This window comes from Turicibacter bilis (genome assembly GCF_024499055.1).
Taxonomy (GTDB): domain Bacteria; phylum Bacillota_I; class Bacilli_A; order MOL361; family Turicibacteraceae; genus Turicibacter; species Turicibacter bilis.
Map to the genome: position 1 here is coordinate 1,088,586 of NZ_CP071249.1, position 13,971 is coordinate 1,102,556.

Consider the following 13,971-nt stretch of genomic DNA (forward strand, 5'->3'; position numbering starts at 1 on the left):
ATCAAGTTTGGCATAAGTCATGTTTTTTGCGGATAAACTATCACTATCTTATCATTTTTGAAAGGAACTTTTTTTATGTTTATGCTTAAAAACTTTGTTGATGAGATTCTCCCGATAATTATTGGAATTCTAGAAACTATGGGTATTTTTATTATTACACTTGGTGCATTTCGCGCCTTCTATCATTATATGAAGACTTTAATCTTTAAAGATCACTATCCAGTCAAACATCAATTTGCTAATTCAATGGCGACCGGACTGGAATTTAAGTTAGCTGCTGAAATTTTAAAAACTGTTCTTATTCAAAGTTTAAGCGAGCTGCTTATTTTAGGATCTATCTTTTTACTTCGTGTTGTAATGACTATCGTCATCGAATGGGAAATGAAAGAAGATGCGAAACAAAAAAATATCCATTCCGGGCGAACATAAAAAGCTCTCAATTAAGAGAGCTTTTTATTATGTTTGTCTATTACATGTAAAGACATTATAGATACCCTTTTTCTTTTAAACTTGTAAACTGCTCATCACCTATAATCAAGTGATCAAGTAGTTTAATCCCGATTAACTCCCCAGCTTCATACAATCGATGTGTCAATTGAATATCTTGCTGGGAAGGAGTTGGATCCCCACTGGGATGATTATGCGCACAAATCACCGATGCCGATGATCGTTTAATCGCTTCTTTAAAAACTTCTCGCGGATGAACGATCGCTTTATTAAGTGAACCGATAAAAATCGTCTTTTTCCCAATAATATAATTTTTCGTATCTAAGAATAATACCACAAAATGCTCTTGCGTTAAATGCTTCATCTCTGCCGATAAAAAGGAGACACAATCACTAGGTGATAAAATAGAATCTAGTTTCACATGCTTCGCTTTTGCAATTCGTTTGCCCAGTTCAATACTCGCTAAAATCTGAATTGCCTTGCTTTCACCGATTCCATGGATACTCATTAATTCTTCGACCGTAATTTCATTCAGTAATTTTAAACCTTGTGTTTGTTGTAAAATCATCTGTGCTAGTCCAAGTGCTGATTGACCTCTACTCCCTGTCCGCAGTAAAATCGCTAATAATTCTGCATTCGATAAAAAAGTCGCACCTTCTGATAATAGCCGCTCTCGTGGTCGTTCTTCAAAAGGTAAATCACGAATCATAAAAGATTCCATGAAGTGTCCATCACATCCTATTCTTATCCATTTAACCATTGATAAATTTCAAGCAACATTTTCTGACGCTCCGTTGAGAGCGCATCAAAAGAGGCTGTTGAAAGTGTGACATAATATCCCCATATATGCATTTCATCATCCGTGAATGTTTGAATAAAATCTCCAGTCATCTCAAATGGTTTCTGTTTCACAGCTTGTAAAAAGTAATTCCACTTTAAATCATCTGTTGAAACTTCCACCGCTTTGATAAAGCAATTAATTTGCTTCTCTTTCAGCGCTTCTTGAACTGGAGCCAAACTTTCTTTAGTACCCGAAACATGAGAAAACACGGAGTACTTTCCATCAACTTTTAAAATTCCATAATTATAACCCAATTGCTTTAACTCTCCCGCTAAACTTAAAACATTATCGTATGTTTCATAAACCCCAAGTTGCATTACATAGATTTCGTTTTCAGCCGTCGTGCTTTCAGATGCATCAGATTGCCCCTCTTCAGCTTCTACATCTTTGGACTTTTCTAGCTCTTGAGGTTGATCATTTGGTCCCCCTACTGTTGCTGTAGGTCCTTGTGTCGGCACTAAAAAGTTATCTAATAATTTTCCAAAGGATAATCCTAACATCGTAAAAATTAAAGTTAATAAAATTAATGGCTGAATTGTTTTAAAATTAATTTTCAATTTAAACTTCTTAAATTTCTTCTTTTTCATCATGACCCCACCCTATCATCTTCAGTCATTGCTTCGTCTACAATCCTTCGTTTGTCTGGGTATCATCATATCAAAAGTCATTCAAAAAAATTGTCTAAATCTCACTTCATTAATGATTTTCGTACATCTGAGATAAAGTAAAGTGATCCAGTAATCACCAGACAATCCTCGTCCTCCAGTTCACCTAATAAATAATCAATCAGTTCATGGAAGTCTTCCTCATACGATGAATGAGGTCGATTAAACACCTCATACTGCTCTTTTGCAGATTGCGCACGTGGAAAATCAAACGTAGTGAAGTACACGTGATCAGCTGTTTCATCTAAGACATCAAACATTTGCGTGTAATCTTTATCTTTTAAAATACTTACCATAAACAGGCGACGATTGGTTGGGTAAAGATTTTTAAGTGTCTCACACAATTGTGTCATCCCTTCTAAGTTGTGCGCTCCATCTAAAATAATTGCTGGTTGTTCATGAATAACTTCAAATCTTCCTTTCCAAAACGCTTGTTTCATCCCCCTATATATATTTACATCAGAAATGTTGAAAATCCTTTTTTGTTTTAAATATTGTAAGATGGCGTATGCAAGTGTTGCATTTTTAATTTGATGAGCCCCTTTCATCGTTAGCTCCACATCTTTTAACTGAGGCCAATCAAACTTAACCCCTTCTGGAGTTAAATGAATATTCGCTGGTTTATAAACTTCGAGTGCTTCGATCAGCTGACTCTTTTTTTCTGATGCAATTATCTTAAATTCTGTTAATACTTCTAAATTTTCTTCTGTAGTAACCAGTGGAATCCCTTGCTTCACAATTCCTAGTTTTTCATGAGCAATTTTCATTAATGTATCTCCTAAAATCGCTTCATGATCATGACCAATATTCGTAATTCCACAAACGATTGGTGAAATAACATTTGTTGCATCAAAACGTCCACCTAGCCCTACTTCATAGAGCACGACATCGACTTGGTGGTGTTTAAAATAAATAAATGAAATTAATGTAATAATTTCAAACTCTGTAAATGGTCCAATATTAGTTTTATTAATTTCTTCTACTACTGGCTTAATGACATTCGCACACCAAGCTAGGTCATCATCACTAATTGGTATTCCATTTAATGAGATTCGTTCATTAAATGTTTCAATATAAGGAGAAGTAAAAGTCCCTACCTGATAGCCCGCATCTTGTAACACAGAACGTAAATACGTGACCGTCGATCCTTTCCCATTTGTCCCCGCAATATGAATCGTTTGTATTTTTAAATGTGGGTTATCTAGACGGTCAAGCGCTGCCTGCATGCGTTCAAGTCCTGGACGAATTCCAAATCGCAATTGTTCTGATACCCATTCGATAACTTCTTTTCCACTTCTAAACATGTTGTTCTCACCTGCTTTGATTATTCTGTTTTAATGGTGACGGACACTGCCATTCCCTTTGTTAACAACTCACCCGCTAAAACGGATTGTGTCTCAATGATCCCTTCTTCCGCTTGAGATTCAATCTTTAAATCATATAAATCTGCGAATTCTTTTAATTCCATCAAAGTCTTTCCAGTAAAATCCTCCATTACCGGAAATCCTTTTGACACTTGTAGTGTTAAAATTAGTGGATCATCACCAATTTTTGTTCTTGGTTTAATAGATTGTTCCATGACACAGTTTTGTAAGACATCATATGAATAAGCTAATTCATAAATAATTGAAATATTCTCATGTGATTCATCATATTTCATCACTTCATCTGCTGGCCACCCATGAAAATTTGGAATCGTATTCAATTTAAGTGTTGATTTAGCGTTTATGACTAAGGCAATTGCAATCGATAATCCAAAAATCCAACAATAAAATCTAGCATTTAATCGATACTTTTTTCGTTTCTTTTTTTTGCCCATTCCCACACATCCTTATGTATTCAAATAATAAAATAGTTTTCCCAATTTATCTAAATCTATAAATCTCTTCCAAAGTTATACTTGATAACTAAAATATTAAAATCCTATCATAATTCTACCAACTAAACTTACTTTTTAAAAGGGTAAAACGTTCTTTCCACTTGATTCATACAAAAAAGCTCTCGGATAAACCGAGAGCTTTCATATCAGATTATTTTTGAAGTTGAGTTAAACGTGCTTCAACTGTTGCATACTTTTCTTTGTAGTCTGCTAATTTGTTACGTTCTTCTTCAACTAAGTGAGCAGGTGCTTTCGCGACGAATTTTTCATTTGCAAGTTTTGATTCTCCACGTTTAACTTCTGCTGCTAATTTTTTTAGCTCATTATTTAAACGTTCAATTTCAGCACTTACATCGATTAATCCTTCAGTTGGTAAGAAAATGTCTGCACCTGTAACAACGACTGTCATTGTTTCTTCTTCTACTGTTAAATCTTTTTCAATCACTAATTCACTTGGGTTACAGAAACGTTTTAAGTACGCTTGGTTTGTACTTAAGTTTTCTAATACCTCTTCTGATTTAGCATTGATGAAGATACGGATTTGTTTGCTCATTGGTGCATCAACTTCTGCACGGATGTTACGTACTGAGCGGATGATATCCATTAATAACGTGAAGTTATTGATTGCTTTTTCATTGTTATACTCTGGTTTAACAACCGGCCAAGCAGCTACCGCACACGCCGTATTTCCACGAGTAATCATTTGATAGATTTCTTCTGTTACGAATGGCATGAATGGGTGTAATAATTTCACGATTGATTCTAAGACGTAAGTTAAGACCATACGAGTTGAGCGTTTTGCTTCTTCATCTTCACCTTGTAATGGTAACTTCGCCATTTCGATGTACCAGTTACAGAAGTCTTCCCAGATAAAGTTATATAAATGACGTCCTACTTCACCAAATTCGAATTTATCAGCATTGTAGTTGATCGCTTCGATTGTTTCATTTAAACGTCCTAAGATCCATTGATCTGCAACATTTAATGTTGCTTCTTCTAATTTCACATCTTCACAAGTCATTCCGTCTAAGTTCATGATAACGAAACGAGAAGCATTCCAAATTTTATTGATGAAGTTCCATGTTGATTCAACTTTTTCTTCGATATAACGTAAGTCTTGACCTGGTGCTGAGTTTGTTGTTAAGAAGTAACGTAAGCTATCTGCCCCGTATTTCTCAATAACGTCCATTGGGTCAACCCCGTTACCTAATGATTTACTCATTTTACGTCCTTCAGCATCACGAACTAATCCATGGATTAAAACATTTTTGAATGGACGCTCATCTGTGAACTCCAAACTTTGGAAGATCATACGAGATACCCAGAAGAAGATGATGTCATATCCAGTAACTAATGTATCCGTTGGGAAGTAAGCTTTGAAGTCTTCACATTCAACATCTGGCCAACCTAATGTTGTGAATGGCCATAATGCAGATGAGAACCATGTATCTAATACGTCTTCATCTTGGTTCCAGTTTTCAATGTCTGCTGGAGCCTCTTCTCCTACGTACATTTCACCTGTTTCTTTATGATACCAGGCTGGAATTTGGTGTCCCCACCATAACTGACGTGAAATACACCAGTCATGAATGTTTTCCATCCAACGTAAGAATGTATTTTCGAAACGGTCTGGTACAAAGTTTACTTTGTTATCTGTTGATTGGTTAGCAACTGAACGTGCTGCTAATTCTTCCATTTTAACGAACCATTGAGTTGATAAGTATGGTTCAACGACTGCATCTGTACGCTCAGAGTGTCCAACTGAATGAACGTGTTTTTCGATTTTTACTACTAATCCCGCTTCCTCTAAGTCAGCTACTAATTGACGACGGGCATCGAAACGATCCATCCCATTGTATTTACCTGCTAATTCATTCATTGTTCCATCTAAGTTCATACAGATTGGACGAGCTAAATCATGACGGTTTCCAACTTCGAAGTCGTTTGGATCGTGAGCTGGTGTAATTTTAACAGCACCTGTTCCAAAGTCCATTTCAACGTACTCATCAGCGATAACTGGAATTGGTTTGTTGTTTCCTGGGATTAAGACGTTTTTACCTAATAAGTGTTGGTAACGCTCATCTTCAGGGTGAACCGCAACAGCTACGTCTCCGAACATTGTTTCAGGACGAGTTGTGGCAACTTCTAAGAACTCATTTGTTCCTTCAATCATGTATTTGAAGTGGTAGAATGCCCCTTCGATTTCTTTATGGATAACCTCGATATCTGATAAAGCCGTACGTGCAGCTGGATCCCAGTTAATAATACGCTCACCACGATAGATTAATCCTTTTTCATATAATTGAACGAAAACTTTACGAACAGCTTTTGATAATCCTTCATCTAATGTGAAACGTTCACGAGAGTAATCTAATGAAAGTCCCATCTTTTCCCATTGTTGACGAATGAATCCTGCATATTCTTCTTTCCATTCCCAAGCTTTTTCTAAGAATGCTTCACGCCCGATATCGTAACGAGAAACACCTTGCTCTTTTAAACGAGCATCAACTTTTGCTTGAGTTGCGATTCCTGCGTGGTCCATACCTGGTAACCATAACGCATCAAATCCTTGCATACGTTTCATACGAATAATAATATCTTGTAATGATGTATCCCATGCGTGCCCTAAGTGTAACTTACCTGTTACGTTTGGTGGTGGAATAACGATCGTATACTTCGGTTTATTTGATTGTGGTTGAGCTTTGAAACAATCTTGCTCATACCAAAATGCATATTTACCTTGTTCTACATCTAAATGATTATACTTAGGTGCTAAGTTTTTCGTCATTTTAGTGTCCTCCTTTTCTTATTTTGTGATAGATGGAACGAATGCCATCTATTTAATTTCAGCTCTACTCGTTGATGTCTTATTCCTTACTACTTTTATGAAGGATAGGCACCAAAAACTCAATAATCAAAGCGTTCAAAAATCTTACATCATGTGTGGACTTGCATCACACTAGAATCATGAAACATTAACCTTACATTTGCTTTCTCACTCAGTTATAGGTTCTCAACTAAAAAATTTTTGGAATAATCTTAGCACAACTTGAAGAAGTTGCGGCAAATATCAAATGGATGTGTCATGATATTTGTTAGATCCCTAAAACGGGTTGGAATAATCTTTACACAACCTGGTGAAGTTGCGACAAATACCAAATGGATGACTAAATGATATGTGTTGAATCCCTATATCTAAATGAAAAATCAAGTTAAAACAAATGTAACAATATCTGCGCGAGACCACCTGGATAATACATAATATAAAATATTTAAACTCAAATACCTCTAAGTAATACTTTGGTTTATGTCTCATTCGTGACAAATATTAACTTAGTCTAAATGGAATCTTAAGCGGGACTTTTGTTTACCCCATTTATATCGACATCTCTTAAGTGTAATGTTAATCAGATAGCTAATCTTCTCGGTATCAAGTCGTGTCTCTTACTTATATCCGTAACTTCATTCAACTTTTATTCATTCCTACCTCTTATGGGTTCCCTACCGCACGTGGCAAAGCTCGTGCATTTCCTCAACTGGTAGGGTATGGGTTCCCTACCGCACGTGGCAAAGCTCGTGCATTTCCTCAACTGGTAGGGGATGGGTTCCCTGGCATTTTCGTAGAAAATGTATCCTCAACTACTAGGGTCCGGATCAATAAAACTTTTAAGAAATAGTCCCATTGCTTCTATTATTAAGTTTTTATCCTAATTAAAAAAGGCAATTAATAGATTTTACGTAAACAAGTAAAACTAATAAAGATGCATCATTGAACCACCTGGATAATGGGTTCCCTAGCATTTTCGTAGAAAATATTTCCTCAACTACTAGGGTATGGGTTCCCTGGCATTTTTGAAGAAAATGTATCTTCAACTACTAGGGTATGGATCATATACATTCTTACGATTAATCATACTTGTTTTATTGTTTCTTTTTGTAACGAGCACTTCCTATCATTTGACTAAATCAGTAAAACTAGCAAGATTTTATGACGACCACCTGGATAATGGAGAGATAAAATCTTTAATATACATTTGCCTCATTGTTTCCGCTTGTTTCTCATTCAAGAATAATCTTTAGCATCATCCAACTAAGCTTGTCATATTAGTAAGACTTCACGATAACCACCTGGATAATGGGTTCCCTACCGCACGTAGCGAAGATCGTGCATTTCCTCCATTGGTAGGGTATGGGTTCCCTACGCTACGTAACAACGTTCGTAGCTTTCGTCGATTGGTAGGGTATGAAAATATAAAATCTTCAAATATACAGCTGCTTGATTGCCTCTGCTTGTTTTATTCAAAATGAGCCGTGCACATGATTCAACTCAGCTAGTAAAGCTAGTAAGATTTCATAACGACCACCTGGATAATGGGTTCCCTACCGTACGTAGCGAAGATCGTACATTTCCTCGATTGGTAGGGGATGAAAATATAAAATCTTTGAATTAGTCTACATCGATTTTATCGCTCTTGCCTAATCTTATTTAAGATAAATCCTTTCTAATTTTGCATCGTTTCTAATTTGATTTCACTTCCATGTTAAAGACACAAGACTGTTTTTAAGAACTTTAGCATCTCATATTTAATACATCGTTTCATCACAATCTAGCATCTTCGATGACAAAACATCTTAAGGCTGACGTCTACAACTAAAAGCATTTAAGGATAACATCGGCTATTGCGATGTATAGTTACACTTCAAGCTATGCTTGATTAGTATAACTAAAAAAGCATTCCGTCCTAATAAGGACGAAATGCTTAAGATTCCGCGGTACCACCTTGATTGTAAGTTTATTGACTTACCACTTCATGCTTTAACGCAGCTAACGGAATTTCTTACTATTTATTTCAGAAACTCAACTCACAGGCTACCTTCAAAGCTATCACATAAAGTTCTTTCACCAATTGAACTTCTCTCTTAAATGTGAGGGAACTTCTACTCCTCCTGGTCATCGTTTTTCAACTATCACAATATATATGTTAGTATTCTACAACAATGCATAAATTTATTCAAGAGTTACTAGAGAAATTCAGATGAATTCCCTTAAATCTTCACATTTTAAGTTTCTCCTAAATAATTTTGACTTTTTCACCAACCAACTGTTACCACATATTCATCACGCATAAACTATATTATAGGGGGTGAGTATATGGGACGTTATCAGCGAGGAGGAGGCAGATTTAGATCCTATTTACTATCATTACGTTCAATCATCGCATTATTATTTTTTTATCAACTCTATCTAATTATTTTCTCATTTTCTCAATTTGATTTTGTTATGTTGATGATCCTTGGGGGCTTGCTTGGTTTGTTGTGGTGGGTTTGTTAAATTGATTATAAACCTGCAACGCCATTAAATGAGGCGCAATACATTCATTTAATAACGCAATATTAATAAGTGAATGATCTTGTAATGTTTGATTAAGTTCGTCTAAATCAATGCAAAGAGAGCGAAAAAAGAAATAGTGCCGCAAAGCTGCGGCCTTTTCATTTTTCACATAATCTAAAATAATCGAATGTAGTCCTGGAACTTGATGATAGTTTTCTAAAAAATAATACATGTCTAACGAAGAAATGGAAAACATACTTTTCTCAAAATTAATTAAATAAGTTGATTTCTCTGTGACTAGTAAATTTGCCACATTCACATCACCATGTATTAAGCTGATAGGTAATTTTTTCTCTCGTTTAATTAAATCATAAAATTTCTTTAATTCATCATGCGCATGGTGAAGCATTGTATAAAGCATCGGATATACCATCATAAAGTACCACTCAAATGGTGAACGATCTCTCTGTAATTCATAAACTTCCATATTTTTTTGAAGACTATCATAACTATCTTGTAATCTTTTATAGTCTTTATTATAGATACGCTGTAATTCATCATCACTAACATCGACTTCTAAGCTAGTCTCTGAGTGTAATTTACCTAATAATTCAATATAATAATGGATTTGTTGTTCAAGCGGCAACGGAATAGTTTGAACATAATCCGTCAAATAAAAGAAATGATCTCGCCATGGAACATAGTGTTGGTTATCTTTTGTTCGATAAATGGGTAAAACATTACGGGATAATGCTTTATAAGCAAAAAGTTGCTTCATGATAAAGTCATCATCCCCACTCGCGACTTTCAATAGATAATCATGATTTGAGGCCCTAACCTTCATTGATTTATGAGTAATGGGAGTCACAGACTCAACGGCTAAATCATAATGGGTTTCAACAAAAACTTTTATCTCATCGTAATTTGCCATAGTTAATCATCACACGATCACCACAATGTAACGGTGAATTTAATTGTTCCAGATTATAAATAGCTTTTTCAGGAACATTGTATTTCGTGCAAATATTTGTAATTGTTGTTTCCTCTTCTTGAACGAAAATAATTTTTAAAATACTCTCCCCATCTAAAAATTGATTTGCAATTGAATCTTCCCCTGAATAAGTTGAAATTGGTGCGATTACCTCAGGTTCTTCAACCACTTCATCTTCTACGATTACTTCTGGTTGAGAGACAAGTGTTTCCTCTACCATCGGCACTTCTTCTACAACTGGAGCTTGCATTACTTCTTCTACCACTGGTTCTGTTTCTTCTAATGAATATAACATTTCAAAAATATCAGATTTTTTAGTTTCAACAGGTACTTCCTCAACAACTGGTTCTGTTTTTAACGGGAATGGAAGAATTTCTTCATCCTCTTCTTCTACCACTGGTGTCACTGGCTGCTCTTCTACCTTTTGTACTTTAGTCACTGTCGGGATTGGCGCAACAGGTTTTGGTTTCACCTTCTCCACTACCTTCTCTACAACTTCTTCCACAATTGGTGCCGCCTCTTCAACAATCTCTGTTGGTGTTACGTCGTTAGTCACCTTCTCAACAATGACTTCCGGTACAATTTCTTTTGCCTTTTCAACGACTTTTTCAAGGAATGGTTCTGACTTTTTCGTTTCATTCACTTGTTTTTCAACAACCGGTTCTACCACCTCTTCAACAACTGATTCTACTACTGATTCTTCAACCGGTACCGGTTGTTTATTAAGAAATTGTTTAATTTTATCTGTTAATACTTCTTTACGTTCTGTAGCTAATGATGGATCAACAGCGTCTTCCTTATGATCTAAAACAACTTCATCAAAATCAATGTAATCTAAATCATCAGTCTCATCCTCTTCTACCACTTCTAATACTTCTGGTTCAACCACTACATTTTCTTGAGTTACGGGTGCTTCAGCAACTACTTCATGCCCTGACGGTACAACAGCAGCTTCTTTTGTAAACATAACAGGAGCTTGTGTTTGACCCTCAATTTCATGATCTTCTTCTACAAGTGTAATTGGACTCTCCCAATCATAACCATCTAAACTAAGATTTAATGTTAAAAATAAATTATTTCCATCTTGTACCTCATAATCAAAATTTGTAATATCCGTTTTAATTTCACTACCACGTCCATTATTTGGTAATGTAATATCAAGTGGAATATACTCTGTAAATGTTTCTTGTGTTCCGTGATTTGTGACATACTCTCCATCAATTAAAACTTGTCCACGTAATGATAAATAATCTCCTTCATCATACGCTTTTGTCTGCGGAACAATATTAATTGATACGATATCTTCTATGTTACTGATCGGTAATGTACAATCCCAATTAAATGAATAACTCATGCTAGACCCTCCTAATTTGATATTTCAGTTCATTATATTCTATAATCATAAAAATATGAGACTTATTCATTAGCTTAGCCACGCATCTACGGGCTTTTTTTGCTTATGAAACTTTAAATTTCTCTTTGTAGTAACCGTCAGCTGTTATTTTAAACACCTTTCTATATTTCCCATCATCCCTTATCCCGTAATTTCATCAAATATATGACAAGTACTTCGTTAAAATTCGAATTTTTACCAATATTCAACATTTTTAATCTGATAATCTATATTTTTAAAAAAGTTTATGGTATAATACTGTTATCCAATAATTGGATAACATAACACTACCCTTGTTGGTATAACATACTCTATCCAGTTGTACCAACTTATTTATTCTCTTTCCATTCCAATGTTTTATAATTACCCTTTTGAGGTTGAATGGACCTCATCTTTCTCAAAAAGAATCCATTATAATGATTCTTTTCTCTAATTAACAACAAAAAAGACAGTTAATCTTCTCGTTTAGCTGTCTTTTTTATTGTTAAAACATCTCAAAAAAGGCACTCTTTTTGGAGTGCCTTTAATTATATGAACGACTATTCAAACGTAATTTTATGAACAGTTTCTTTATTTAAACGTTTAACCACTTCAGTCATTAATTTAACTGTATTTTCATAGTCATCACGATGAATCATTGATGTATGAGAGTGAATATAACGAGAAGCAATACCCACTGACATCGCTGGTGCTCCATCATGTGCTAAATGCATTTTAGCAGCATCCGTTGCTCCACCAGGTGTCACATCAAATTGGTAAGGAATATTTAATTCTTCTGCGACTTCAACGACAAAGTCACGTAATCCTTTATGACCAATTAATCCACCATCAATTAACGTGATGATTGGACCTTTCCCCATTTTAGCTTGAATTTGATTTGTTACACCAGGCACATCACCAGCTAATCCAACGTCTAATGCAAAGACGATTGATGGATTAATCATTTGACTAGTCGTTGCAGCTCCACGACATCCGACTTCTTCTTGAACCGTTCCTACACCATAAACAATGTTTGGATGATGTTCTCCTTTTAAGTTATTTAATACTTCAACTGCTACAGCACATCCAATACGGTTATCCCATGCTTTTGCTAATAAATATTTTTCATTGGCCATCGTGCGGAATTCGATATATGGCGTAATCATATCTCCTGGACGAATCCCTAACGCTTCAACTTCTTCTTTACTATCTACACCTAAATCAATGTACATATCTTTAATATCCATCGGTTTTTGACGAGCTTCTGCAGATAAAATATGAGGAGGAATTGATCCGATTACTCCATGATAAGTTTTGCCTGAGTTAGTTGTGATAGTCACTTGTTGAGCAAGCATAACTTGCCCCCACCATCCACCTAATGTCACAAATTTAATATATCCATTATCATCAATTTGGCGAACCATGAATCCAACTTCATCCATATGTCCTGCAATTAAAATTTTAGGACCATCTTCTTCCCCTACTTTTTTCGCAATTAATGATCCAATGTTATCTTGATAAATTTCATCGGCACTATCCCCGATATATTTTTTCATCACTTCACGCGCTTGACGTTCTTGCCCTGGAACAGCATTCGCATCTGTAATTTCCTTTAAAAACGTTAATGTTTGATCTAGTTGATTCATTACGTTCTCTCCTCCTAGTTATAATTTTCTATAAATAGTATCATATCACTTTATCTAATAATTGGAAATAGATTTGAAATATCTTTTTATTCGACATCAACAAACTTTTTACCTAATCAAAGACTTGATTATAAAAAAAGACACTACCAAGTAGTAGTGTCTAATAAGATTTTAAAAATAATGATCAAATTAATTATTTGTTCATTGCTTCTTTAGCAGTGTTTGCTAAAGTAGCGAATGCAGCAGCATCAGATACAGCTAAATCTGCTAACATTTTACGGTTAACTTCGATTCCAGCTAATTTTAATCCGTGCATTAATTTGCTGTATGATAATCCGTTCATACGAGCAGCAGCGTTGATACGAGTGATCCATAATTTACGGAAGTCACGTTTTTTCTGACGACGGTCACGGTAAGCATATTGTAATGATTTCATTACTTGCTCGTTTGCTGTTTTGTATAATGTATGTTTAGATCCAAAGTAACCTTTTGCTAATTTTAAAACGCGTTTACGACGTTTGCGTGATACAACTCCACCTTTTACACGTGGCATAATGAGTTCCTCCTTTGTTGTTACGAAAAATGTTTAGTGATTATTATAAGCTATATAACATATCTTTGATACGTTTGTAGTCGCTGTTTGATACGATAGCAGCTTTAGCTAAGTGTTTCTTTTGTTTAGTTGTTTTGTTATGAGCTAAGTGGCTTGTATAAGCGTGAGAACGTTTTAATTTCCCTGATCCTGTACGTTTAAAGCGTTTAGCAGCTCCACGATGAGATTTCATTTTTGGCATGGTA

11 protein-coding genes and 1 other annotated feature are annotated in these 13,971 nt (G+C 35.2%); of the genes, 1 reads left to right on the top strand and 10 read right to left on the bottom strand.

Going from position 1 to position 13,971, the window contains the following annotated elements; genetic code table 11:
• The first annotated feature begins 75 nt into the window (after positions 1 to 75).
• Complete coding sequence (locus tag J0J69_RS05345; protein ID WP_256637936.1) at positions 76 to 429, top strand: DUF1622 domain-containing protein; 354 nt, start codon at positions 76 to 78, stop codon at positions 427 to 429.
• Positions 430 to 484: 55 nt separating this feature from the next.
• Here the strand turns inward: J0J69_RS05345 and radC are convergent, their stop codons facing one another.
• From radC to rpmI, 10 genes are all read right to left on the bottom strand, one after another.
• Entirely contained in the window at positions 485 to 1,168 is a 684-nt protein-coding gene (radC, locus tag J0J69_RS05350; RefSeq protein WP_272875256.1) for a RadC family protein, read from the bottom strand.
• 23 nt (positions 1,169 to 1,191) lie between these two features.
• Positions 1,192 to 1,875, bottom strand: a complete 684-nt coding sequence (locus tag J0J69_RS05355; RefSeq protein WP_237252676.1) for an SPOR domain-containing protein — start codon at positions 1,873 to 1,875, stop codon at positions 1,192 to 1,194.
• Between the two features lie 101 nt (positions 1,876 to 1,976).
• Positions 1,977 to 3,257 (bottom strand): bifunctional folylpolyglutamate synthase/dihydrofolate synthase, encoded by a 1,281-nt coding sequence (locus J0J69_RS05360; RefSeq protein ID WP_055243292.1) that lies wholly within the window; start codon positions 3,255 to 3,257, stop codon positions 1,977 to 1,979.
• A gap of 20 nt (positions 3,258 to 3,277) precedes the next feature.
• Entirely contained in the window at positions 3,278 to 3,772 is a 495-nt protein-coding gene (locus J0J69_RS05365) for a PASTA domain-containing protein (protein WP_055243293.1), read from the bottom strand.
• Between the two features lie 211 nt (positions 3,773 to 3,983).
• Positions 3,984 to 6,620: a valine--tRNA ligase gene (locus tag J0J69_RS05370; RefSeq protein WP_212726038.1), complete on the bottom strand. Its 2,637-nt coding sequence runs from the start codon at positions 6,618 to 6,620 to the stop codon at positions 3,984 to 3,986.
• Positions 6,621 to 8,576: 1,956 nt separating this feature from the next.
• Positions 8,577 to 8,796 (bottom strand) — a binding site (T-box leader).
• 315 nt (positions 8,797 to 9,111) lie between these two features.
• Positions 9,112 to 10,095 (bottom strand): phosphotransferase, encoded by a 984-nt coding sequence (locus tag J0J69_RS05375; RefSeq protein ID WP_212724794.1) that lies wholly within the window; start codon positions 10,093 to 10,095, stop codon positions 9,112 to 9,114.
• Positions 10,079 to 11,509 (bottom strand): hypothetical protein, encoded by a 1,431-nt coding sequence (locus J0J69_RS05380; protein ID WP_055276428.1) that lies wholly within the window; start codon positions 11,507 to 11,509, stop codon positions 10,079 to 10,081. The genes J0J69_RS05375 and J0J69_RS05380 overlap by 17 nt, the downstream gene beginning before the upstream one ends.
• 578 nt (positions 11,510 to 12,087) lie before the next feature.
• Positions 12,088 to 13,173 carry a M42 family metallopeptidase gene (locus tag J0J69_RS05385; protein WP_055276430.1) on the bottom strand — a complete coding sequence of 362 codons (1,086 nt, stop codon included), beginning with the start codon at positions 13,171 to 13,173 and terminating at the stop codon, positions 12,088 to 12,090.
• Positions 13,174 to 13,366: 193 nt separating this feature from the next.
• Positions 13,367 to 13,726, bottom strand: a complete 360-nt coding sequence (gene rplT, locus J0J69_RS05390; RefSeq protein WP_055243298.1) for a 50S ribosomal protein L20 — start codon at positions 13,724 to 13,726, stop codon at positions 13,367 to 13,369.
• A 43-nt stretch (positions 13,727 to 13,769) separates the two neighbouring features.
• On the bottom strand, positions 13,770 to 13,967 hold the full coding sequence (rpmI, locus tag J0J69_RS05395; RefSeq protein WP_055243299.1) for a 50S ribosomal protein L35: 198 nt from the start codon (positions 13,965 to 13,967) through the stop codon (positions 13,770 to 13,772).
• Positions 13,968 to 13,971: the final 4 nt, after the last annotated feature.

What these genes read in the sequence shown, in the direction of transcription:
- J0J69_RS05370 (WP_212726038.1), bottom strand. Translation starts at nt 6,620, where the DNA reads ATGACGAAAAACTTAGCACCTAAGTATAATCATTTAGATGTAGAACAA.
- J0J69_RS05375 (WP_212724794.1), bottom strand. Translation starts at nt 10,095, where the DNA reads ATGGCAAATTACGATGAGATAAAAGTTTTTGTTGAAACCCATTATGAT.
- rplT (WP_055243298.1), bottom strand. Translation starts at nt 13,726, where the DNA reads ATGCCACGTGTAAAAGGTGGAGTTGTATCACGCAAACGTCGTAAACGC.
- J0J69_RS05360 (WP_055243292.1), bottom strand. Translation starts at nt 3,257, where the DNA reads ATGTTTAGAAGTGGAAAAGAAGTTATCGAATGGGTATCAGAACAATTG.
- radC (WP_272875256.1), bottom strand. Translation starts at nt 1,168, where the DNA reads ATGGAATCTTTTATGATTCGTGATTTACCTTTTGAAGAACGACCACGA.
- J0J69_RS05365 (WP_055243293.1), bottom strand. Translation starts at nt 3,772, where the DNA reads ATGGGCAAAAAAAAGAAACGAAAAAAGTATCGATTAAATGCTAGATTT.
- J0J69_RS05355 (WP_237252676.1), bottom strand. Translation starts at nt 1,875, where the DNA reads ATGAAAAAGAAGAAATTTAAGAAGTTTAAATTGAAAATTAATTTTAAA.
- J0J69_RS05385 (WP_055276430.1), bottom strand. Translation starts at nt 13,173, where the DNA reads ATGAATCAACTAGATCAAACATTAACGTTTTTAAAGGAAATTACAGAT.
- rpmI (WP_055243299.1), bottom strand. Translation starts at nt 13,967, where the DNA reads ATGCCAAAAATGAAATCTCATCGTGGAGCTGCTAAACGCTTTAAACGT.
- J0J69_RS05345 (WP_256637936.1), top strand. Translation starts at nt 76, where the DNA reads ATGTTTATGCTTAAAAACTTTGTTGATGAGATTCTCCCGATAATTATT.
- J0J69_RS05380 (WP_055276428.1), bottom strand. Translation starts at nt 11,509, where the DNA reads ATGAGTTATTCATTTAATTGGGATTGTACATTACCGATCAGTAACATA.